At 73.9% G+C, this 21,260-nt stretch carries 15 protein-coding genes; 8 read left to right on the top strand and 7 right to left on the bottom strand.

The window, feature by feature from the left end; genetic code table 11:
• Positions 1-24: 24 nt before the first annotated feature.
• Positions 25-4,800, top strand: a complete 4,776-nt coding sequence (locus ACH4E8_RS32070) for a hypothetical protein (RefSeq protein ID WP_398454944.1) — start codon at positions 25-27, stop codon at positions 4,798-4,800.
• A 60-nt stretch (positions 4,801-4,860) separates the two neighbouring features.
• On the opposite strand, the gene ACH4E8_RS32065 is transcribed toward ACH4E8_RS32070, so the two are convergent.
• A complete protein-coding gene (locus ACH4E8_RS32065) occupies positions 4,861-5,319 on the bottom strand; it encodes a hypothetical protein (protein ID WP_398455140.1) in 459 nt (152 codons plus the stop codon).
• Between the two features lie 546 nt (positions 5,320-5,865).
• Here ACH4E8_RS32065 and ACH4E8_RS32060 point away from each other — a divergent pair.
• Genes ACH4E8_RS32060 through ACH4E8_RS32045 form a run of 4 tightly spaced genes read left to right on the top strand, consistent with a single transcriptional unit; the run spans position 5,866 to position 9,971 of the window.
• On the top strand, positions 5,866-8,517 hold the full coding sequence (locus ACH4E8_RS32060) for a nitrate- and nitrite sensing domain-containing protein (RefSeq protein ID WP_398454942.1): 2,652 nt from the start codon (positions 5,866-5,868) through the stop codon (positions 8,515-8,517).
• Entirely contained in the window at positions 8,514-8,966 is a 453-nt protein-coding gene (locus ACH4E8_RS32055) for a roadblock/LC7 domain-containing protein (protein ID WP_398454940.1), read from the top strand. Before ACH4E8_RS32060 ends, ACH4E8_RS32055 begins: the two co-directional genes overlap by 4 nt.
• An 8-nt stretch (positions 8,967-8,974) precedes the next feature.
• Positions 8,975-9,388, top strand: coding sequence for a DUF742 domain-containing protein (locus tag ACH4E8_RS32050; RefSeq protein ID WP_398454938.1), 414 nt, complete (start codon positions 8,975-8,977; stop codon positions 9,386-9,388).
• Positions 9,369-9,971 carry a GTP-binding protein gene (locus tag ACH4E8_RS32045; RefSeq protein WP_398454936.1) on the top strand — a complete coding sequence of 201 codons (603 nt, stop codon included), beginning with the start codon at positions 9,369-9,371 and terminating at the stop codon, positions 9,969-9,971. Before ACH4E8_RS32050 ends, ACH4E8_RS32045 begins: the two co-directional genes overlap by 20 nt.
• 16 nt (positions 9,972-9,987) lie before the next feature.
• Here the strand turns inward: ACH4E8_RS32045 and ACH4E8_RS32040 are convergent, their stop codons facing one another.
• The 3 genes from ACH4E8_RS32040 to ACH4E8_RS32030 form a co-directional block, all read right to left on the bottom strand.
• Positions 9,988-11,187 carry a lipid-transfer protein gene (locus ACH4E8_RS32040; protein ID WP_398454934.1) on the bottom strand — a complete coding sequence of 400 codons (1,200 nt, stop codon included), beginning with the start codon at positions 11,185-11,187 and terminating at the stop codon, positions 9,988-9,990.
• Positions 11,184-11,615: a Zn-ribbon domain-containing OB-fold protein gene (locus ACH4E8_RS32035; RefSeq protein WP_398455138.1), complete on the bottom strand. Its 432-nt coding sequence runs from the start codon at positions 11,613-11,615 to the stop codon at positions 11,184-11,186. The genes ACH4E8_RS32040 and ACH4E8_RS32035 overlap by 4 nt, the downstream gene beginning before the upstream one ends.
• Positions 11,616-11,684: 69 nt before the next feature.
• On the bottom strand, positions 11,685-12,029 hold the full coding sequence (locus ACH4E8_RS32030; protein ID WP_398454932.1) for an Mpo1-like protein: 345 nt from the start codon (positions 12,027-12,029) through the stop codon (positions 11,685-11,687).
• A gap of 93 nt (positions 12,030-12,122) precedes the next feature.
• On the opposite strand from ACH4E8_RS32030, the gene ACH4E8_RS32025 reads away from it, so the two are divergent.
• Positions 12,123-12,626 carry an NUDIX domain-containing protein gene (locus ACH4E8_RS32025; protein ID WP_398454930.1) on the top strand — a complete coding sequence of 168 codons (504 nt, stop codon included), beginning with the start codon at positions 12,123-12,125 and terminating at the stop codon, positions 12,624-12,626.
• A 15-nt stretch (positions 12,627-12,641) separates the two neighbouring features.
• Here the strand turns inward: ACH4E8_RS32025 and ACH4E8_RS32020 are convergent, their stop codons facing one another.
• Positions 12,642-14,993 (bottom strand): glycoside hydrolase family 31 protein, encoded by a 2,352-nt coding sequence (locus ACH4E8_RS32020; RefSeq protein WP_398454928.1) that lies wholly within the window; start codon positions 14,991-14,993, stop codon positions 12,642-12,644.
• A 423-nt stretch (positions 14,994-15,416) separates the two neighbouring features.
• Here ACH4E8_RS32020 and ACH4E8_RS32015 point away from each other — a divergent pair, with 423 nt between their 5' ends.
• Positions 15,417-17,441 (top strand): acetoacetate--CoA ligase, encoded by a 2,025-nt coding sequence (locus ACH4E8_RS32015; RefSeq protein WP_398454926.1) that lies wholly within the window; start codon positions 15,417-15,419, stop codon positions 17,439-17,441.
• Positions 17,442-17,567: 126 nt separating this feature from the next.
• Positions 17,568-18,557: a hypothetical protein gene (locus ACH4E8_RS32010; protein ID WP_398454924.1), complete on the top strand. Its 990-nt coding sequence runs from the start codon at positions 17,568-17,570 to the stop codon at positions 18,555-18,557.
• Positions 18,558-18,635: 78 nt separating this feature from the next.
• Here the strand turns inward: ACH4E8_RS32010 and ptsP are convergent, their stop codons facing one another.
• Both ptsP and ACH4E8_RS32000 read right to left on the bottom strand, forming a co-directional pair.
• A complete protein-coding gene (gene ptsP / locus ACH4E8_RS32005; RefSeq protein ID WP_398454922.1) occupies positions 18,636-20,306 on the bottom strand; it encodes a phosphoenolpyruvate--protein phosphotransferase in 1,671 nt (556 codons plus the stop codon).
• Positions 20,307-20,395: 89 nt separating this feature from the next.
• Positions 20,396-20,845 carry a PTS glucose transporter subunit IIA gene (locus ACH4E8_RS32000; RefSeq protein WP_398454920.1) on the bottom strand — a complete coding sequence of 150 codons (450 nt, stop codon included), beginning with the start codon at positions 20,843-20,845 and terminating at the stop codon, positions 20,396-20,398.
• Between the last annotated feature and the right edge of the window lie 415 nt (positions 20,846-21,260).

The raw sequence follows: 21,260 nt of genomic DNA, 5'->3' as shown, positions 1-21,260 counted from the left end.
GTCGACATCTGAGAGTCCGCCGCCATGTACGAGCTGTCCCGCGTTCGCCTCTACTCCATCGGGCCCGCCGGTGCGCGCTACGCCGACACCGTCCTGGACCTGCGCGGAGTCGGCGAGCCGGTGCCCCACCCCGCCCCCACCCAGGCGGAGTTCTTCCAGGACGAGCCCGTCGGTCCGCCGCGCCGCCCGGCCCCCGCGGGAGTGCTCTTCCTGGAGAACGGCGGCGGCAAGTCCGTACTGCTCAAGCTGATCTTCTCGGTGATGCTGCCGGGCCACCGCAACACCCTCGGCGGCGCCAGCTCCGGCGTGCTGCGCAAGTTCCTGCTCGCCGACGACTGCGGACACGTCGCCCTCGAATGGCAGCACACCCTCACCGGCGAACTGGTCGTCGTGGGCAAGGTCAGCGAGTGGCGGGGCCGCCAGGTCTCCAACGACCCGCGCAAGTTCGCCGAGGCGTGGTACTCCTTCCGGCCCGGCCCCGGCCTGAGCCTGGACTCCCTCCCGGTCGCCGAGTCCACCGCCATGCGGCCCCCGGTCGAAGGCGCCTCCGGCGCGCGGGGCCGCCGCCGCACCATGAAGGGCTTCCGGGACGCGCTCACCGACGCCGGCAAGGCGTACCTCCACCTGGACGTCCACTGGGAAGAGATCCACGACCGCTGGAACGAACACCTCGGCGACCTCGGCCTCGACCCCGAACTCTTCCGCTACCAGCGCGAGATGAACGCCGACGAAGGGGAGGCGGCCGGCCTCTTCGCGGTGAAGAAGGACTCCGACTTCACCGATCTCCTCCTGCGGGCCGTCACCGACACCCGGGACACCGACGGCCTCGCCGACCTCGTCAGCGGCTTCGGCAACAAACTCGGCCGCCGCGCCGAACTCACCGCCGAACGCGACTTCACCGCCGGCTCCGTCGACCTGCTGCACCGCATCGTGGCGGCCGCCGACACCCGCGCCCGGGCCCGCGACGTCCACGCCGGCGCCGAACGCCGCACCCGCAGCCTGACCCGTCGGCTCTCCGCCCGGGCCGCCGAGGAGCGCGCCCGCGCCGCAGACCTCGCCCAGCAGGTCACCGCCGCCGCCCACACCGTCACCGAAGCCGAGCAGACCCGGGCCCGCAGCTCCCTGATCGCCGCCGAACTCGCCTACCGCAACGCCTCGCTCGCCCTCGCCGTCGCCGAGAAGCGCGCCGCCGCCCAGCGCCGCGAGCTGATCGACGCCCGTACGCTGCACTCGGCGTGGCAGGCCGCGGAAGCCGTGCTGCGCCACCGGGCCGCCGGTGACCGCTCCGCGCGCGTGGCCGCCGCCATCCGCGAGGCCGAGCGGGACGCCGCCCCCGCCCTCGCCGCCCGGGCTCGCGCCGCCGCCGACCTCGTCCGCGCCCTGCACTCCGCCGCCGAGGACGGCGAACGGCTCGCCAACGAACAGGAAGAGCGTTCCGCCGCGCTCCAGGAGACCGGCGAAGCCTCCCACCGCGACGCCACCGCAGCGGCCACCGAAGCCCAGCGCGCCCGCAGCGAGATCGGCCACTTGCGCCAGCGACTGGCCGAGGTCGAGCAGGAGACCGCCGAAGCGGTGCGCGCCGGCTGGCTCGACGACACCGCCCCCGACGCCGACCCGGCCCGCGCCGCACTCGCCGCCAGCGACGCCGAGAAGACCGCCGTCGCCGCCTGGGACACCGCCCGCGAAGCCGCGCGCGGCACCGCCGAGCGGGCGAAGGAGGCCGCCGCCGCGGAGTCCCGCGCCGAACTGGCCGCCGCCCGTGCCGCCGACGCCGCGAGCGCGGCGGAGAACGCCCACGGAGCGGAGCACCGGGCCGCCGCCTCCATCGCCGAAGACACCCGGCTGGTCGAACTGCTGAGCCTGCCCACGGCGCCCGCCGCGCCCCACGGAGCCCCCGCCGACGCGGGCGACCCGCCGCGCACCGGCGCAGGCCCCCTCGCCGCCGAAGAGCTGGACCGCTACGCCGACGAACTGCGCGGGTTGCTGGAGCAGTACGTCACCGCGGCCGAGCGCCAGCTCTTCGACCTGCGGACGGCCGCCGCCGACGACGCCCGCATCCTCGGCGCCCTCGGCGACGGCGGGCTGCTGCCCCCGGGCCCCGACGTCCTGGCGACCGTCGAGTTCCTGGCCGAGCACGGCGTCCCCGCCCTCCCCGGCTGGCGCTACCTGGCCCAGGCCGTCGACCCCGCCGACCACGCCGCCGTGCTCGCCGCCCGCCCCGAACTGGTCGACGGCGTGGTGATCACCGACCCCGCGTCCCACGTCCGCGCCCGGGAGGTCCTCGCCGGCGCCGCCCTGCTGCCCCGGTCCGCCGTCGCCGTCGGCACCGCCGCCGCCCTGCTCGCGCCGGTGCCCGCGCAGGGCGCCGACGACGCCGGGGTGTTCCTCGTACCGCCGAACCCGGCCATGCACGACGAGCACGCCGCCGACGAGGAGCGCCAGGCGCTGCGCGCCCGCGCCACCGCCAGGGACGAGGAGATCAGGGCGCTCGCGGCCCGGCTCGCCGGGGACCGCGCGCTCGCCGCACGCCTCGGCTCGTGGCGCGCGGACTGCCCGCCCGGCATGCTCGCCGAACTCGCCCAGGGCTCCGCCGCGGCCCGCGAAGCCGCCGAGACCGCGGCGGCCGAGCTGGCCGAGGCACGCGTGGTGCGCACCGAAGCCGACGAGGCGGCGGCCGAAGCCGCGGCCGTACGCGAAGAGCGCCAGGAGCACGCCCAGCGCGCCCGCCGCGCCGCTGACGCCCTCGCCGGGCTGGCCTTCCGGCTCCGCGAGCGCGCCGGCTGGCAGGTCAAGCTGCGGGAGCTGGCCGACGAGGCGGCCGAGTCGGAAGAGCGGGCCGCGAACTGCCTGGAGCGGGCGAAGGCGGCCGACGAGGACCGCCGCGTCGCCCAGCGCGCCGCCGACGACGCCCGCCGCACCGCCCGCGCCCTGCGCGCCGAGCGGGCCGAGATCGCCGGCGCCCCGGACCACGTCGCCGACGAGGACGCCCCCGATCAGGAAGCGTCGACCACGCAGGGGCGCACCGCGCTGCCCGCACTGCGCGAGGCGTACCGCGCGGCCTCCCAGCTCTACGAGAAGGTCGGCGTCGGCGCCGACCTGCGGGCCGAACAGGCCCGTGCCGAGGGTGACGAAAGCGCGGCCCTGGCCGAACTGGACCGGCTCACCAACAAGGTCCGCACCCGCGCGGCCCAGCTCCTGGAGAGCACCGAAGGCGCCGACGGGCCCTCCCGGCAGGCCGCCGTCGCCCGGGCCGAAGCCCTCGTCCAGACTTTGGAGTCCCGGGCCTCCGAGGCGAGCGAGAAGCTGGGCAGGCTCCGCGGCGAAGCCGAACGCCTGGCCCCCTCCGACGGCGAGGCGCACACGGACCTCCCGGACGAACTGCTCCCCGCCGACGCCGAGCACGCCCAGGCCCTGCTGCGGACCGCCACCGCCGAACTGGCCGCCCGCACCGACGCCCTGGAGACCGCCCGCGAAGTCCACGGCGGACTGCTCCAGGCGCACCGCGCCGCCGAGGACGCCGCCGGCGGCTTCGACGAGACCGCCGCCCAACTCCGCGACCTGCTGCGCGACCAGCAGGACGACGAACCGACCCAGGCCCCGGAGCCGTACGCCGGGGACCTCGCCGACGCCCGGCACTCCACCGCCGAGGCCCGGCGCTCCCTGCGCGGCTGCACCACGGACCTCTCGGCGGCCGAATCCGCCGTACGGGAAGCCTCCGACGTCCTCGTACGGCACGCCAACTCCACCCGGTACGAGCAGGTGCGCACCCCGGCGCGCCAGCAGATCCGGGAACTGCCGGCCGCCGCCCTGCCCGAACACGCGGCGGCCTGGGCGGAAGCCTTCGCCCCCCGACTGCGGGTGTTGACCGACGAGCTCAACCAGTTGGAGCGCAACCGGGAGACCATCGTCGACCGGCTCCGCGGGCTGGTGGAATCGGCGCTGGCCACCCTGCGTTCGGCGCAGCGGCTGTCCCGGCTGCCGGAAGGGCTGGGGGAGTGGTCCGGGCAGGAGTTCCTCCGGATCCGGTTCGACGAGCCCGACCAAGCCACGCTCGCCGAGCGCCTGGGCGAGGTCGTCGACGAGGCCACCCGCGCGGCCGTGCGCAAGAACGCCTCCGCGGCGTACGGCGAGGGCCGCAGGGACGGCATGTCCCTGCTGCTGCGCGGAGTCCAGGCGGCGCTGCAACCCAAGGGCGTCGCCGTGGAGATCCTGAAGCCGGACGCGGTGCTGCGCGCCGAACGCGTCCCGGTCGGTCAGATGGGCGACGTCTTCTCCGGCGGTCAGCTCCTGACCGCGGCCATCGCGCTGTACTGCACGATGGCGGCCCTGCGCAGCAACGACCGCGGCCGGGACCGCCACCGGCACGCCGGCACGCTCTTCCTCGACAACCCCATCGGCCGGGCCAACGCCACCTATCTGCTGGAGCTCCAGCGCGCCGTCTCCGATGCGCTCGGCGTCCAACTCCTCTACACGACGGGCCTCTTCGACACCACCGCCCTGGCGGAGTTCCCCCTGGTGATCCGGCTGCGCAACGACGCCGATCTGCGTGCGGGGCTGAAGTACATCAGCGTGGAGGAGCACCTGCGGCCGGGGCTGCCGCAGCAGGACCCGTCGGGCGAGCAGGTCCACGGGGAGATCACCGCCACCCGGATGTTCAAGCGGGCCACGAGCGAACCGGCAGCCCTGCCCGCCCAGACCCCGCCCCCGGCCAGCGAAGCGGCACCGTCGGACAAGGAGCCCGAGGAGCTTCAGGGAGCCCGGGAACCCCAGGTGCCCGAGCAGCAGGCACAGGACAGGTAGCGAAGCGCCCGGCGACGGCGCTGGTTCACACCAGCGCCCCTCCGCCCGCGGTCCGTACGCCTACGCCTCGACCTCGGCCATCCGCGCCGTGCCGTGCGGCTCGCGGCGCCGTATTCGCGCCTCGCGCCGGGCCTCGGCACGGGCCGCGCGCCGGGCCCTGCGGCGCTCCCGGCGCAACCTGCGGGCGCTGCTGCTGGGCTCGGAAATCACGCCGTGACGCTGCTTCCACACCTGACGCGTCACCCACACGTCCAGCACGGACCAGGTCGCGACGACCGTACTGGCGACGCTGCTGAGCACCATCGGGAAGGCGAGCCAGGAGCCGGCGAGGGTGCTCAAGAAGGCCACCATCGCCTGAATGAGCGTGACCGCCACGATGAGCACGGCCCGCACCGCGGCGGTGCGCACGGGGTCCGCGAGCCGGGGCCGGGCTTCGGGCTCCTCCACCCACAGCTGCCGCGGCGCGCGCGACTCACCCGCGGCGTACCGCATCGACTCGCGGCGCTCCCCCTTGTCCATCGTCCTGGTCACTCCCCACGTCCCCCCACATCCATCAAACCCTTGGGTGGCTGCCCGAAATCCTCCGCCCCTACTCCAGCCCCCGCCGTCGGCAGGGCCACAGGCACCGGAAACCGACACCGGACGTCGACCCCGGAAACCCGCAACCGGAGACCTCAAGGGAAAACCGGCAGCACGGGCGAACCTCGCACTACCGACCGCTATCGCCAGGATCCCAACAGCTCTGCACATAAGGACGCACAGCTGCGCCGATTTGTTCCACCACACGGGCACAGAACGAATGAATCCGGCCATCTACAACGGCGGGGGAGCCAGGGCTCTCCCCGCCCCCTTGCGACACGCCGGGAATCCCAACACCTTGAATGCCTGAGCGACCCGTGCCCAACCGCCCTCCGGTCGGCCGAAAATCGTCCGGACGGTCCTTCGAGTTGCTTGTGTGACAGTAGTAGGCTCGCGCCGTTTGTTGACGGAGCTGACGGAACACCACCGTCCGGCCGACGGAACACCACCGTCCGCCGGGGCGGTTCCGGCCGGGGGAGGGAGGCCATGCGCTTTCGCGGGAAGTCCATCCGCCGGAAGATCGTGGCGCTGCTGCTGGTGCCGCTGCTCTCCCTCACCGCCCTGTGGGCCTTCACCACCGTGCTCACCGGTCGGGAGGCGAGCGAACTCCTCGACGCCAACTCGGCCACCGAAGACGTCGGCGAGCCCGTCACCCGTGCGATAGAAACCCTCCAGCAAGAGCGCCGGCAGACCCTCGTCTACCTCGCGGACCGCCGCGCCTCCGCCGCGCTCCCCGAGTTACGCACCAGGCGCGGCGCCACGGACGCGGCCGTCGCCGAGGTCAGGGCCAGGGCGAGCGAGGCCGACACCCGCGAGACGTTGCGCTCCGAGGGCGAACGCAAGCTCGGCAAGCTGGTCAAGGGGTACGACGGACTGGCCGCGCTGCGCCGCTCGGTGGAGACCGGCACCATCACCCGCGCCGAGGCCCTGGAGTACTACAACGGCATCGTCGACCCCGGCTTCGCCTTCCTGAACGCCCTGCACTCCCTCGGCGACGTCGGCCTGGAGCGCCAGGGCCGCGCCATCGTCGGCCTGGGCCGCGCCCGGGAGGCACTGGCCCGCGAGGACGCCCTGATCGCGTCCGCCTTCACCGCCGGCCGGGTGGACGCGGAGGAACTGCGCGAACTCACCGGCCTCGTGGCCCGGCGCGAGGTTCTGTACGACACCAGCCTCGAAGCCCTGCGCCCCAAGGACCGCGAGATCCACCGGCTGTTCTGGAAGGGCCCCGAGACCGCGCCCCTGCGCGACGCCGAGAAGCGGCTGACCTCCGGCGGCCCGGTGCGCCACGCGTCCGCGTCCGAGGTCGCGGAATGGCAGGTGGCCACCGCCCCGGTGCTCGACGAACTCCGCGACGAGGGCAGCGCGGCGCAGACGCGCCACGAGGACCGCGTCGAACCGGCCACGTACGACGTCTTCGTCAAGGCGGGCGTCGCCGGCGTCCTCGGCTTCGCCGCCCTCCTCGCCTCCGTCGTCGTCTCCGTGCGCATCGGCCGTGACCTGATCCGCGACCTCTCCCGGCTGAGCCGGGAGGCCCACGAGGTCTCCAGCGTCCGACTGCCCAGCGTCATGCGGCGCCTGGCCGCCGGCGAACAGGTCGACGTCGAGACCGAAGCCCCGCGGTTGCAGTACGAGAAGGACGAGATAGGCCAGGCCGGCCACGCCCTCAACACCCTCCAGCGCGCCGCCGTCGAAGCGGCCGTGCGCCAGGCCGAGATGCGCCGCGGCGTCTCCGAGGTCTTCGTCAACCTCGCCCGTCGCAACCAAGTCCTGCTCCACCGCCAACTCACGCTCCTCGACACCATGGAGCGCCGCACCGAGGACACCGACGAACTCGCGGACCTCTTCCGCCTCGACCACCTCACCACCCGCATGCGGCGCCACGCCGAGGGGTTGGTGATCCTCTCCGGCGCCACCCCCTCCCGCCAGTGGCGCAAGCCGGTCCAACTGATGGACGTGGTCCGGGCCGCGGTGGCCGAGGTGGAGGACTACGAGCGCATCGAGGTGCGCCGACTGGCCCGCATCGGCGTCGGCGGATCGGCCGTCGCCGACCTGACCCACCTGATCGCCGAACTCCTGGAGAACGCGACGGTGTTCTCCCCGCCGCACACCACGGTCCAGGTCCACGGCGAACGCGTCGCCAACGGCTTCACCCTGGAGATCCACGACCGCGGCCTCGGCATGGCGCCCGAGGTCCTGCTGGACGCCAACCTGCGCCTCGCGGAGACCCCGGAGTTCGAGCTGTCGAACACCGACCGGCTCGGCCTGTTCGTGGTCAGCCGGCTCGCCCAGCGCCAGAACGTACGCGTGTCGCTCCAGCCCTCCCCGTACGGCGGCACCTCGGCGATCGTCTTCGTCCCCGCCGCCCTGCTGACCGACGCCCCCGACACCGAGAGCAGGGGCGTCCGCATCGACCGGGCGGGGAACGGGCCCTTCGGCCGCCGCAACGGCAAGGGCGACGGCGGAGCCAAGGCGTCCGCGCTCGCCAAGGGCGGCCAGCGGCGCAACGGCCCCGCGCTCCTGGGCGGCAGCACGGACCGGGACGCCCTCGATGACCCCGAGGCCCCCGACGGCCTCTCCGACGTGCTGCCCCCGCTCGTGCCGTACGCGCGGCAGCCCGACGCGGGCCGCCGCGCACCGCTGCCCCGGCGCGCCAAGCCGCCCACCTTGATCACCGACGGCGGACGTCGGGTCGACGGGCCCGCCCGCACCCACCCGGTGCCGTTCCCCGAGCCCCTCCCGGCCTCCGAGGCCGCGGCACCGGGTCCCGCGCGCGCGGGATCCGCCGACCGCCCCGAAGCACCCGTCGAAGCGCCCGACGCCGTCACGGACCCGTCGCCCGCACTCGTCGACGGACTGCCGCGCCGAGTGCGTCAGGCCAGCCTCGCCCCGCAGCTCAGGGCGGCTCCCGACATCGGCAGTACCCGGCAGCCCGCCGCCCGCCGCGACGAAGCGCCGGGCCTCGGCCCCGACGACGAACGCGACCCTGACGAGGTGCGCGCCCGCATGGCGGCCATGCAGCGCGGCTGGCAGCGGGGCCGCCGCCAGAACGCGGACGGTGCCGACGGCTTCGATCAGTCCACCGGCCCGGGCACCGGCCGGCCGGCACCACGAACCACCTCGGAGGGGGACGGCCCATGACCGCACCGCACGCTGCAGCACACGCCGTCGGCGAAGGCCCCGCGCAGGGCTCCGGCGCACTCAACTGGCTGCTCGACGAACTCGTCGACCGGGTCGGCAGCATCCGCCAGGCCCTGGTCCTGTCGCGGGACGGCCTGGCCACCGGCGCCTCGCGCGCACTGACCCGGGAGGACGGCGAGCACCTCGCCGCCGTCGCCTCCGGCTTCCACAGCCTGGCCAGGGGCGTCGGACACCACTTCGACGTGGGCCAGGTCCGCCAGACGGTGGTGGAGTTGGACGAGGCGTTCCTCTTCGTCACCGCCGCCGGTGACGGCAGTTGTCTCGCCGTCCTCGCCGACGCAGAATCTGACGTCGGCCAGATCGCGTACGAGATGACCCTCATGGTCAAGCGGGTCGGCGCGCACCTGTCCACCGCCCCCAGGACCGGCCCCGCCAGCGCCGGGGGATGAGCGCGGGCATGAGTGACTCGGCACACCACCCCCGGCACTCCCAGCACCGCCACCACTTCTTCGACGCCGACGCGTCACCCGTGGTCCGCCCGTACGCCATGACCCGCGGTCGCACCAGCAGCACCGGTCAGCACCGGCTCGACCTGATCGCCCTGGTGGTCGCCGAACCCACGGCCGACCACCTGCACCACGACGGATCGCTCTCCCCGGAACACGTCGACATCGTCGAACGCTGCGAACGCAGCCCGCAGTCGATCGCCGAACTCGCCACCGGCCTGGACCTCCCGGTGGGGGTCGTGCGGGTGCTGGTGGGCGATCTCGTCGAGGGCGAGTTCGTGCACGTCTCCCGTCCCGTTCCGCCGGCGGAACTGCCGGACGTGAACATCCTCCGAGAGGTGATCAATGGCCTTCGGGCGCTCTAGTGTCCGCAAGCCCGTCGAGCCGGTGGCACTGAAGATCCTGGTCGCCGGTGGGTTCGGGGTGGGGAAGACGACGCTGGTGGGTGCGGTCAGCGAGATCAGGCCGCTGCGCACCGAGGAGGTGCTGAGCGAGGCGGGGCGGCCCGTGGACGACACCGCCGGCCTCACGGGCAAGACCACCACCACCGTCGCCATGGACTTCGGCCGCATCACCCTCCGCGACGACCTGGTGCTCTACCTCTTCGGCACGCCAGGCCAGGAGCGCTTCTGGTTCCTGTGGGACGAGTTGGCCCAGGGCGCGCTCGGCGCCGTGGTGCTGGCCGACACCCGGCGCCTCGCGGACTCCTTCGCCGCCGTCGACTACTTCGAGCGCCGCGGCATCCCCTTCACCGTCGCCGTCAACTGCTTCGACGGGGCGGAACGGTTCCCCGCGGCGTCCGTGCGCGCCGCGCTCGACCTGGACCCCGGGGTGCCGCTGATGATGTGCGACGCCCGCGAACGCGACTCCGCGAAGCTGGCGTTGGTGGCGGTGGTGGAACACGCCCTGGAACGGGTCGACCCCGAGCGCCGCCCCGCCTCCGCCTGAGGCCGGCCGGTGGGCGTCAGCGGACCACCACCACCGCCGACCCGTGCCCGAACAACCCCTGGTTGGCGCTGAGCCCGACCCGGGCCCCGGCCACCTGCCGCGCCCCCGCCGTTCCCCGCAACTGCCAGGTCAACTCGCAGACCTGCGCGATCGCCTGGGCGGGCACGGCCTCCCCGAACGACGCCAACCCGCCGCTCGCATTGACGGGTACGCGCCCCCCGAGCGCCGTGACCCCCGCGCGCACCAGCCCCGCCCCCTCGCCCGGTCCGCACAGGCCGATGTCCTCGTACCACTCCAACTCCAGCGCGGTGGACAGGTCGTACACCTCGGCGAGCGAGAGGTCCTTCGGACCGATGCCCGCCTCCTCGTACGCGGCGCGCGCGATCGACGCCCTGAAGGAGCCGCCGCCGTCGACCCCGACCGCCGTGGTCGAGTCCGTGGCGATGTCCGGCAGGTCGAGCACGGTCCTCGGATAGGTCGGGGTGACGGTCGAGACCGCCCGGATGCGGACCGGGTCGGCCGTGCCGTGCCGACGCGCGAACTCCACGCTGGACAGCACCAGCGCCGCGCCGCCGTCCGAGGTGGCGCAGACGTCCAGCAGCCGCAGCGGGTCGGCGACGACGGCGGACGCGGCGACCTCTTCGACGGTGACGGGCCTGCGGTAGCGGGCGTGGGGGTTGAGCGCGCCGACCGCCGCGTTCTTCACCTTGACGAGGGCGAAGTCGTCGGCCGTGTCCCCGTACAGGGCCATCCTGCGCCGGGCGTACAGGCCGAAGTACGCGGGGTTCGTCGCCCCCAGGATCCGGAAGCGCAGCCAGTCGGGGTCGTCCGGTCGGTCGCCGCCGGCGGGTGCGAAGAAGCCCTTCGGTGCGGCGTCGGCGCCCACCACCAGCACCACGTCGGCGAGCCCGGCGAGGATCTGGGCCCGTGCGGTGCCGATCGCCTGCGCCCCGGACGCACAGGCGGCGTACACGCTGGTGACGCGCGCCCCCTGCCAGCCCAGTGCCTGCGCGAAGGTGGCGCCTGCGACGTGTCCGGGGTAGCCGCCGCGCACGGTGTCGGCGCCGACGACGGACTCGACGCGGCGCCAGTCGAGGTCTGCGTCGGCGAGGGCGGCCCGGGCGGCGACGGTGCCGTAACGGACGAAGCCGTGGCCCCACTTGCCCCAGGGGTGCAGGCCCGCCCCGAGGACCGCGACGTCCCGTTCCCCGCTCATGACGCGCCCGCCACCGGGCGCCAGTGCCAGGTCGTGTAGACGGCCCCCGTCTCCCGGTCCTCGTTCAGGACCCCGGGCACCACCTCGACCTCGGCGCCGACCGACAGGTCCGCCGTCGACACGCCGGGCGCGGCCTGCCCCAGCACGACCATCCCCTCCGCGGCCAACTCGACCGCGACCAGGACGTACGGCTCCCACGGCACGTCCGGGTCGCAGACGTACGGCGGCGGCGGACGGTAGCGACCGTCGGTGTACGACCAGACCGTGCCCCGCGGGGAGAGCGCCACCTCCGCCAACGCTTCCCCGGCGCAGCCCGGGTTGCGGCAGAAGGAGTCCTCGCGCGGGAAGAAGACCGCACCGCAGTCGCCGCAGCGGGTGCCGAGCAGCCGGAACCCCTCCCCGTCGCCCTGGGTGAACCAGCCGGCCACCACCGGTGTGCGCGTCAAGGGTCCCTCCCGGCAACCGAAACTGACGGAACGTCAGAAGTGTGCCACGGTTCAGCCGTTCTCGGCGAGCCACTTGGCGGCGGTCGCCGCCAACTCCGCGTCCCGGCCGGCCAGCATCATCCGGATCATCTGCGCGTCACCCCGCAGCGACCACGCCGGATGCCCGAACGTCGCCGGGTTGTTCCCCTCGATGAGGAAGTGCGCGGGCCACGCCGTGCCGTACCCGATGAGCGGCAGCGCCGCCAGATAGCGCCGGCGCCCGCGCGCCAGCCCGTACGCCGTGACCGCCAGCCCGGTCAGGGTGCCGGCGAGGTGCACCCACCGGGTGGCCGCCTTGGAGTGCATCGCCACGTAGTACGGCCAGAACTCCTCGTACGAATCGAAAGTCCGCTCCATGCCGGGCACCGTAAACCCGCACCGAGGCGGGCCACCAGGCCCCTGCGGGCCATCGCCCGGGACCGACCGCGCCCCGTCGGCTACAGTCCGCGCGTGTCCGAGAACTCGCACTGCGCCGACTGCGGCGCCCCGTACGGCCCGGTGGCCGGCTGGCCGCGCACCTGCCCGTCGTGCGGCGCCACCGCCTACCGCAACCCGCTGCCCGTGGCCGTCGCCCTCCAACCGGCGTACGACGCGGACGGCACCGGGCTCGTCGTCGTCACCCGCGCGGTGGAGCCCGAGGCGGGCCGGGCGGCGCTCCCCGGCGGCTTCGTCGACCACGGGGAGACCTGGCAGGAAGCCGCCGTGCGCGAGCTGCGCGAAGAGACGCGCATCGAGGCCGAAGCCGGGGCGGTCCGGCTCGCCGACGTCCTCAGCGCCGCCAGCGGGCACCTGCTGGTCTTCGCCCTGCTGCCGCCGCTCCCCGCGGCCGCGCTGCCGCCGCCGGAGCCCACGGCCGAGACCGCCGGCTGGCACCTGCTGCGCGGCCCCGCGGAGTTGGCCTTCCCGCTGCACACCGAGGCGGTCGCGAACTGGTTCGCTGGCCGGTACGCCTGACCCCCGTCCCGTTCCTCACGGCAACCCCCGCACCCGCACCCGCCTGCGCGGCGCCGCCGTGCCGTCCCCGCGGACCTGCTTCACCACCACCCGCCCCCTCGTCAGCCGGGTCGCGTAGCGCTCCACCTCCGCGCGCGCCCAGCCGTCCCCCCGGTCCGGCACCACGAGCCCGCCGCCCTTGCGCCCGTCCGCCGGCGCCCACACCTCCAACTCCAGGTGCCCGTCCGCGCCCCGCACCGGCACCACCGAGCCCGCGCGCGCGAGCACCGGCACCCGCGACAGCGGCGCCGCCACCTCGACCTGGCCCGGCCCGTCGTACGCCCGACCGGTCGCCGTGTCGTACCAGCGGCCCCGCGGCAACCGCACCTGACGCCGCTCCACGCCGGCCGCCAACACCGGCGCCACCAGCAACGCGTCCCCGAGCAGGAAGGCGTCGTCGCACTCGCGCAGCGCCCGGTCCTCCGGCGCCCCCCACCACAGCGGCCGTACGTACGGCGCCCCCGTCAACCGGGCCAGGTGCGCCAGCGTCACGAAGTACGGGCGCAGCCGCTCCCGCTCCACGAGCGCGGCGCGCGCGTGCCGCAGGACTCGGGGACCGAACTCCCACGGCTCCCTGCGCCCCGCGTCGAGCGCGCTGTGGGTGCGGAACAGCGGCAGGTACGCGCCCAGTTGGAACCAGCGCAGATACAGTTCGGGCGACGGCGTCGCGTCGAAGCCGCCGACGTCCGGGCCGGAGTACGGCACCCCGCACAGCCCGAGCCCCAGCACCAGCGCGAGCGAGGCCCTGAGCCCCGGCCAGCCGCTCGCCACGTCACCGGACCACGTCCCGCCGTAGCGCTGCATCCCCACCCACCCCGAACGGCTGAACAGGAACGGCCGCTCCTGGGGGCGCAGCCGGCGCAGCGCCTCGTAACCGGCGCGCGCCATCGTCAGCCCGTACACGTTGTGCGCCTCGCGGTGGTCACCCCCGCGCCCCTCCAACGCGTGCCGCGCGGAACGGGGCAGCGTCATGTCCCCGAAGGGCGCGAACGACACGGGCTCGTTCATGTCGTGCCACACGCCCGAGAAGCCCTGGGCGAGCCGCTCCTCGTACCACTGGCCCCACCACTGCCGCACCTGCGGGTCGGTGAAGTCCGGATAGGCGCAGGCGCCGGGCCAGACCTCGCCGCGCACCTCGCGCCCGCGCGCGTCCCGCACGAAGGCCCCGGCCCGCCGGCCGCTTTCGTACACCGCGTTCCCCGGCTCGGCCGGCACCGCGGGATCCACGATGGAGACCGTGCGCACCCCGGCGTCCCGCAACTGTCCGGCCAGCGCCGGCAAGTCGGGGAAGCGCTCCCGGTCGACCGTGAACACCCGGTGTCCGTCGTGGTGGTCGATGTCGAGGTGGACCGCCGCGAGCGGCAGGTCCCGCTCCCGGTAGCCGGCGACGACCCGGCGCACCTCCTCCTCGCTGCCGAAGCCCCAACGGGCGTGCTGCGGGCCGAGCGCCCACGACGGCGGCACCGCGGCCGGCCCCGTCAGCCGCGACCAGTGCGCCAGCACGCGCGCCGGAGTGCCCACGACCACCCAGCACCGCAGCGGGCCGCCGGTCATCCGCAGCACGCTGGTGCCCGGAAGGTCGTGCCCCGAACCCTCGCCCTCGGTGCCCTCGCGCAGCACCACCCGCCCCTCCCACGTGTTGTCGTAGAAGGCCAGGTGCGTCCCCGCGTCCGCGACGACCACCTGCACCGGCATCGTGATGGACAGCGGGTCGTCGCCGGGGCCGAAGGAGCCTCCCGGGTCGGTGTTCCACAGGCCGTACTCGCCGCTGGGCAGCCGCGGGCCGGCGGCCCGCCCGCCGAGGCCGAAGAAGCGCGCGTCCGCCGCCACCTCGGTGCGCTGCACCCAGCGCGCCGGCCCGCCCCGCACCGGCTCCCACCAGCGCGGCGGCAGGTCCCGTCGCAGCACCACCCCGCCGGGCGTACGGACCTCCACGGCGCCGTGCCGGGAGACCTCCACCGTCACCCGCTCGGACACCACCCGCCAGCCGCCGTCCTTGTCCGGCTCCAACTGCGCCCGCGGGTCCGCCTCGGGGGCCGCGCCGGCCAGCGCGTACGACGGCTCGGGGCCGGCCCCGTCCCACCCCCAGAACACCGAGCCCCCGGACGCCACCAGGATCCGCAGTTCGGAGCGGGCGAAGCGCACGACCCCGCCGCCGGGCGACGGCACCACGCCCGTCACCGGACCGGGCACCCGTGCCCGCTCCGCACCCCGCGCCGGCAGGCTCCGCGCATCGGCCCGACGTCCGCGCCACGCCGACCGAGCGGCCCGCAGCCCCCGGCGCGTGGTCAGACTCCTCATCGAACGCACGAGCTCAAGACCGTCCATGCACGTCAGCCTGCCACCCGGGGACCGGTGCACGAGGTCCGTTCAACTGCCGTTCACTCAGGGTGACGCCAAAGGTGATCGAACACCAGGCCGAGTTCGATCGCCCGTGTTCCTGCTTGCCCTTGTCCCGCACAGTATGTTGGGGATTCAGTCAAAGCCGATCAGCACTGATCGACACCGGTCAGTCCCGTGCACGTACGTACGGGAACGAGCTCCCGCCCCGGCCGGGCACGCACGCCCCGCCGCTCTGGTGCGAAAGACGATCACATGGCATCGTCCGTGTCAGCCCGTGCCACCCGCACACCCCGCACGCGCACGGACCCCTCATGCACCGGTCAGCCGACCGCCTCAGACAGCACACGGCGCCCCACCCCTGACACCCAGGAACGGGAGCGCGGACCAGAGCCATCCGGGAGCCGCACCGTGACCCCAGCGAACGCAGCGCACCAAGCGACCCCAGCCGCGCCTCCCGCCCCCCTGTGGCAGCCGGACGCCGAACGGATCGCCGCCGCGAGGATCACCCACTTCCAGCGCTGGGCCGCCGAACACCACGGAGCGCCCGCCGACGGCGGCTACCACGCCCTCCACGCCTGGTCCGTCGCCGACCTCGAAACCTTCTGGGGCGCGATCGCCGAGTACTTCGAGGTACAGTTCACCACCCCCTACGACCGGGTGCTCGCCCATCCCGACATGCCCGGCGCCCAGTGGTTCACCGGCAGCACCCTCAACTACGCCGAGCACGCGCTGCGCGCCGCCGACACCCGCCCCGACGCCCCGGCCCTCCTCCACGTCGACGAGACGCACGGGACCCACGAGCTCGCTGTGACGAGCTGGTCCGAACTGCGACGCCAGGTCGCCGCCCTCGCCACCCACCTGCGCACCCTGGGCGTCGAACCCGGTGACCGCGTCTGCGCGTACCTGCCGAACGTCCCGCAGGCCGTCGTCGCCCTCCTCGCCAGCGCCGCCGTCGGCGCCGTGTGGACCTCCTGCGCCCCCGACTTCGGCGCCCGCAGCGTCCTTGACCGCTTCCAACAGGTCGATCCTGTCGTCCTCTTCGCCGTCGACGGCTACCGCTACGGCGGCAAAGAGCACGACCGCACCGCCACCGTCGCCGAACTCCGCGCCGAACTCCCCACCCTCCGCGCCGTCGTCCACGTCCCCCTGCTCGGCACCCCGGCACCCGACGGCGCGGATGACTGGGCCGACGTCACCGCGGGCGACACCGGCCCCCTCACGTACACCCCGGTCCCCTTCGACCACCCGCTGTGGATCCTGTACTCCTCCGGCACCACCGGGCTGCCCAAGGCCATCGTGCAATCCCAGGGCGGCATCCTCCTCGAACACCTCAAGCAGCTCGCCCTGCACTGCGACCTCGGCCCCGACGACCGGTTCTTCTGGTACACCTCCACCGGCTGGATGATGTGGAACTTCCTCGTCTCCGGCCTGCTCACCGGCACCACCGTCGTCCTCTACGACGGCAGCCCCGGCCACCCCCGCGTCGACGCCCAGTGGGCCGTCGCCGAACGCACCGGCGCCACCTTCTTCGGCACCTCCGCCGCGTACGTCATGGCCTGCCGCAAGGCCGGCGTGCACCCCGCGCGCGACCACGACCTCTCCCGCGTCGGCTGCGTCGCCACCACCGGCTCGCCCCTCCCGCCCGACGGCTTCCGCTGGCTGCACGACGAGTTCGCCGCGGCCGGCACGGACCTGTGGACCGCCTCCGTCAGCGGCGGCACCGACGTGTGCAGCTGCTTCGCCGGCGCCGTCCCCACCCTCCCCGTCCACATCGGCGAACTCCAGGCCGCCGGCCTCGGCACCGACCTGCACTCCTGGGACCCCGCGGGGCACGACGTCGTGGACGAGGTCGGCGAACTGATCGTCACCCAGGCCATGCCCTCCATGCCCACGGCCTTCTGGAACGACCCCGACGCGGCCCGTTACCGCGCCGCGTACTTCGACATGTTCCCCGGCGCCTGGCGACACGGCGACTGGATCACCATCACCGGCCGCGGCACCGTCGTCATCCACGGCCGCTCGGACTCCACCCTCAACCGCCAGGGCGTCCGCATGGGCTCCGCGGACATCTACGAAGCCGTCGAACGCCTCCCGCAGATCCGCGAATCCCTCGTCATCGGCCTCGAAGAGGAAGGCGGCGGCTACTGGATGCCCCTCTTCGTCCACCTCGCCGACGGCGTCGCCCTCGACGACGAACTGCGCACCACGATCAAGAACACCATCAAGGAACAGCTCTCGCCCCGCCACGTCCCCGACGACATCATCGAGATCCCCGCCGTCCCCCACACCCTCACCGGCAAGCGCCTCGAAGTGCCCGTCAAACGCCTCCTCCAAGGCGCGGCCCTCAGCAAGGCCGTCAACCCGGGCTCCGTCGACAAGCCCGACCTGCTGGCGTTCTACGTGGAACTCGCCCGCACCCGCCGGCGCCCCTGACACCTCACCCGGGCCCGTTGTCAGTGCCGCCCACTACGGTGAGTAATCGCTGATTGACGTAACGCACCCGACCGTGCGCGCCCCGCCATGGGCGCGCACGACCGACGGCACGCCCAGGGGGAGACCATGACACCGAACACCACACCGCCCGAGCACGACGACCACCGCGACCGCGGCAGCGCCCCGAGCTCCCGCCGCTCCCAGCGGCCCCGGCGCACCACGGGCCGGCCGAGGACCCGAGCGGCACAGCGGCGCGCCCTGCGCCGCGAAGTCCCCGCCACGGTGGGCGTCCTCACCGACGCCCACGACTTCCACGCCATGCGCGGGTACGACACCTTCCCCTTCGACGACCACCCCGCGTACCTACGGCACGTCGAAGCCCTGCTCACCGCCCGCACGGCCGACGGCCTGCACACCTCCGTCGCCCTGTTCGACCCCGACGACTTCGTGCAGTACTGCACCGACGAAGGCATCGACCCCGACGCCACCCGCAGCCGGAGCCGCTTCACCGCCGCCGTCGCCGCCCGCGGCGACGCACTCACCTACACCGGCCAACCCCTGGGCGAGCTGTTGCCCCGCCTGATCGACAACGCCGTCCGCCAGGCCACCTGGGAGTACGCCGCCGCCCTCCTCGCCGACGTCGGAGCCTGCGCCGACTGCGGCGAGGACATCGGCAAGGCGTCCTTCGACCGGGCGTTCCACCTGCTCAGCCGGCTCCTCGAAGCCGCCGGCCCCGGCGCCCACCACCTGGTGTGCAGCGTCCTCGCCCCCGAGGAGCACCTCCTCGCCGCCCTCCAGGCCCAGCGCGACACCACCAGCACCACCGCCCGCATGGACACCGTGGCCCTGACCGAGTTCGTCACGGTGCTCGCCACCGCCGTCGCCCTCGACCGCCCCGCCGGAGTCGTCCTGCGCACCACCACGTCCGACGACACCCCCGTACGACTGCACGGCTGGCGGCTGCAAGCGAGCCGTCTCGTCCCGCTCACCGAAGCGGAGGTCTTCAGCGCCTACTGCACCGACGCCACCACCGGCGAGCCCGTGTCCCCCGAACCGAACGTCGAGTACCGCGCCGGCTTCGCGGTCCACGCCGACGACCCCGACCCCCACCACTGAACCCCGGCCCGGCCCGCGACACGACGGAAGGGCCCCGCACCAGCGAGGCCCTTCCATCACACGCACCACCAGCGAGCGCTACTCGCCGGACAGCACCGCCTGGGCAGCCGCCCGCGCTTCCTCGGCGGTGTCCGCGGCCCGCGCCGCGGCGGCAGCCCGCTCGCACTGCGCGAGCGTGTACTTCGCGAGCATCGCCCGCACGTACGGAATCGACGCCGCGCCCATCGACAGCGACGTGACCCCCAACCCCGTCAGCACACAGGCGAGCAACGGATCGGAGGCGGCCTCACCGCACACCCCGCAGCTCTTGCCCTCGGCCCGGGCCGCCTCGGCGGACAGCGCCACCAGGTCCAGCAGCGCCGGCTGCCAGGGATCCTGCAAGCGCGACACCGCACCCACCTGACGGTCCGCCGCGAAGGTGTACTGCGCCAGGTCGTTGGTGCCCAGCGACAGGAACTCCACCTCCTGGAGGATCGACCGCGCCCGCAGCGCCGCCGACGGAATCTCCACCATCGCGCCGAACTTCGCCCGCAGCCCGGCCGTCCGGCACGCGTCCGCGAACGCCTTGGCGTCCGTACGGTCCGCCACCATCGGCGCCATGACCTCCAGGTACACCGGCAGGCCCTCAGCCGCCTTCGCCAGCGCCGACAACTGCGTGGCCAGCACCTCCGGGTGGTCCAACAGCGTCCGCAGACCCCGCACGCCCAGCGCCGGGTTCGGCTCGTCGGCCGGCGTCAGGAAGTCCAGCGGCTTGTCGGCGCCCGCATCGAGCACCCGTACGACGACCCGGCCCTCCGGGAACGCCTCCAGCACCCGGCGGTACGCGTCGACCTGCTTCTCCTCCGACGGCGCCTGCTTGCTGTCGTCGAGGAACAGGAACTCCGTACGGAACAGCCCGACGCCCTCGGCACCGGCCTCCACCGCCGCCGGCACGTCATCGGGGCCACCGACGTTCGCCAGCAGCGGCACCTTGTGCCCGTCCGACGTGGCGCCCGGCCCGCTCGACGAGGCCAGCGCAGCCTTCCGCTCCGCCGCGGCCCGCTCCAACTCGGCCTGCTTCTCCGCACTCGGCTGCACGAAGATCTCACCCGTGCTGCCGTCCACCGCGACCAACGTGCCCTCGGCCAGCTCACCGGCCCCGGGCAGCGCCACCACGGCCGGCACTCCGAGCGCCCGCGCCAGGATCGCGCTGTGGCTGGTCGGCCCGCCCTCTTCGGTCACGAACCCCAGCACCAGCGTCGGATCCAGCAGCGCCGTGTCCGCGGGCGCGAGGTCCCGCGCGATCAGCACGTACGGCTCGTCGCTGTCCGGCACGCCCGGCATGGGCACCCCGAGCAGCCGCGCCACGATCCGGTTCCGCACGTCGTCGAGGTCCGCGACCCGACCGGCCAGGTACTCGCCGGCACCCGCCAGCAGCGCCCGGTAGGCGGCGAACGCGTCGTACACCGCGCGCTCCGCCGTGCTCCCGACGGCGATCCGCCGGTCCACGTCCGCCATCAGTTCCGGATCCTGGGCCATCAGCGCCTGGGCCTCCAGCACGGCCTGCGCCTCGCCGCCCGCCAGATTGCCCCGGGCGATCAGATCGGCGGCCACCGCGTCGACGGCCTGACGGGCGCGCCCCTGTTCGCGCTCCGTGTCCTGTGCGGGGTTCTGCTTGGCGGGCGGCTCCAGCACCGCCGTGCCCATGTGCCGCACTTCTCCGATGGCGACACCGTGGCTCACGCCGACGCCTCGCAGCGTTGTCTCCATTTCACCCGTCCCCGGTCGAGCGACGGCCCGTGCCGCCGCGGTGGATCTCGTACCGGCCGTGACCACGGCCAACAGACGTCACGACGACGTCACTGCCAGGAGAAGAGGGAGTCCCCTACCTTCACTTCGCCGCTCTCGACGACCTCGCCGAGCGCATCGGCCGTGGCCTCCAGCGCCACGATCGGGCAGATCGGCGACTTCCCGGCCTCTTCGACGGCGACGGGGTTCCAGCGCACCATGGCCTGGCCACGGGTGACGGTGTCCCCCTTGTTCACCAGCAGCTCGAAGCCCTCGCCGTTCAGCTGCACGGTGTCGATGCCCAGGTGCACCAGCACTCCGTGGCCCTCGGCGTCCACCACGACGTAGGCGTGCGGGTGCAAGGAGACGACGACGCCGTCGACGGGGGACACGGCCTCGGAAGGCTCACGGGCGGGGTCGATGGCGGTACCGGGACCGACCATCGCACCGGAGAACACCGGGTCCGGCACCGCGGCCAGTCCGATGGCCCGTCCGGCAAGAGGGGACGTCACTGTGGTCATGGGGCCTCCCAGGGGTGGAGATTCGCCGCCCGCTTCGTCACTACTGCTCGTAGGGGCGGCACACTGTTCAGAAGCGTATGTCAGTTGAAGTCCTAGTTCCGCCCGAAAGCTACCGGCTTGACGGGCCTAGGGGGCCACCGGAAACGATTTGCCTCGCTCTCCGACGCCAGGTACTGTCGTACCCCTGCGTGACCCCAACGCGACATCGAGTCGGGGGTCGGCAGCAACCTTTCAAGCCGAGATCCTAACTGGTCTACACCTCTGCCTGTCCGCAGGGGATGGTCAGAGGGACAGAAAAAGCCTGATAAGGTTTGAAACATCGAAGGGAAAAGCCCGGAGGGTCCTGAGAGGGACTTGAAGGAAGCGTCCGTTCCTTGAGAACTCAACAGCGTGCCAAAAGTCAACGCCAGATATG

It is taken from the genome of Streptomyces sp. NPDC017979 (assembly GCF_044328175.1).
Taxonomy (GTDB): domain Bacteria; phylum Actinomycetota; class Actinomycetes; order Streptomycetales; family Streptomycetaceae; genus Streptomyces.
Note: the sequence above shows the minus strand (reverse complement) of the source record. Positions and strands in the feature narration are given on the sequence as shown.

Bases quoted from the DNA above. Each gene is read 5' to 3' on its own strand.
- ACH4E8_RS32055 (WP_398454940.1), top strand. From the start codon at position 8,514: ATGACCGCACCGCACGCTGCAGCACACGCCGTCGGCGAAGGCCCCGCG.
- ACH4E8_RS32040 (WP_398454934.1), bottom strand. From the start codon at position 11,187: ATGAGCGGGGAACGGGACGTCGCGGTCCTCGGGGCGGGCCTGCACCCC.
- ptsP (WP_398454922.1), bottom strand. From the start codon at position 20,306: ATGGAGACAACGCTGCGAGGCGTCGGCGTGAGCCACGGTGTCGCCATC.
- ACH4E8_RS32050 (WP_398454938.1), top strand. From the start codon at position 8,975: ATGAGTGACTCGGCACACCACCCCCGGCACTCCCAGCACCGCCACCAC.
- ACH4E8_RS32060 (WP_398454942.1), top strand. From the start codon at position 5,866: ATGCGCTTTCGCGGGAAGTCCATCCGCCGGAAGATCGTGGCGCTGCTG.
- ACH4E8_RS32030 (WP_398454932.1), bottom strand. From the start codon at position 12,029: ATGGAGCGGACTTTCGATTCGTACGAGGAGTTCTGGCCGTACTACGTG.
- ACH4E8_RS32010 (WP_398454924.1), top strand. From the start codon at position 17,568: ATGACACCGAACACCACACCGCCCGAGCACGACGACCACCGCGACCGC.
- ACH4E8_RS32045 (WP_398454936.1), top strand. From the start codon at position 9,369: ATGGCCTTCGGGCGCTCTAGTGTCCGCAAGCCCGTCGAGCCGGTGGCA.
- ACH4E8_RS32070 (WP_398454944.1), top strand. From the start codon at position 25: ATGTACGAGCTGTCCCGCGTTCGCCTCTACTCCATCGGGCCCGCCGGT.
- ACH4E8_RS32065 (WP_398455140.1), bottom strand. From the start codon at position 5,319: ATGGACAAGGGGGAGCGCCGCGAGTCGATGCGGTACGCCGCGGGTGAG.
- ACH4E8_RS32020 (WP_398454928.1), bottom strand. From the start codon at position 14,993: ATGGACGGTCTTGAGCTCGTGCGTTCGATGAGGAGTCTGACCACGCGC.
- ACH4E8_RS32000 (WP_398454920.1), bottom strand. From the start codon at position 20,845: ATGACCACAGTGACGTCCCCTCTTGCCGGACGGGCCATCGGACTGGCC.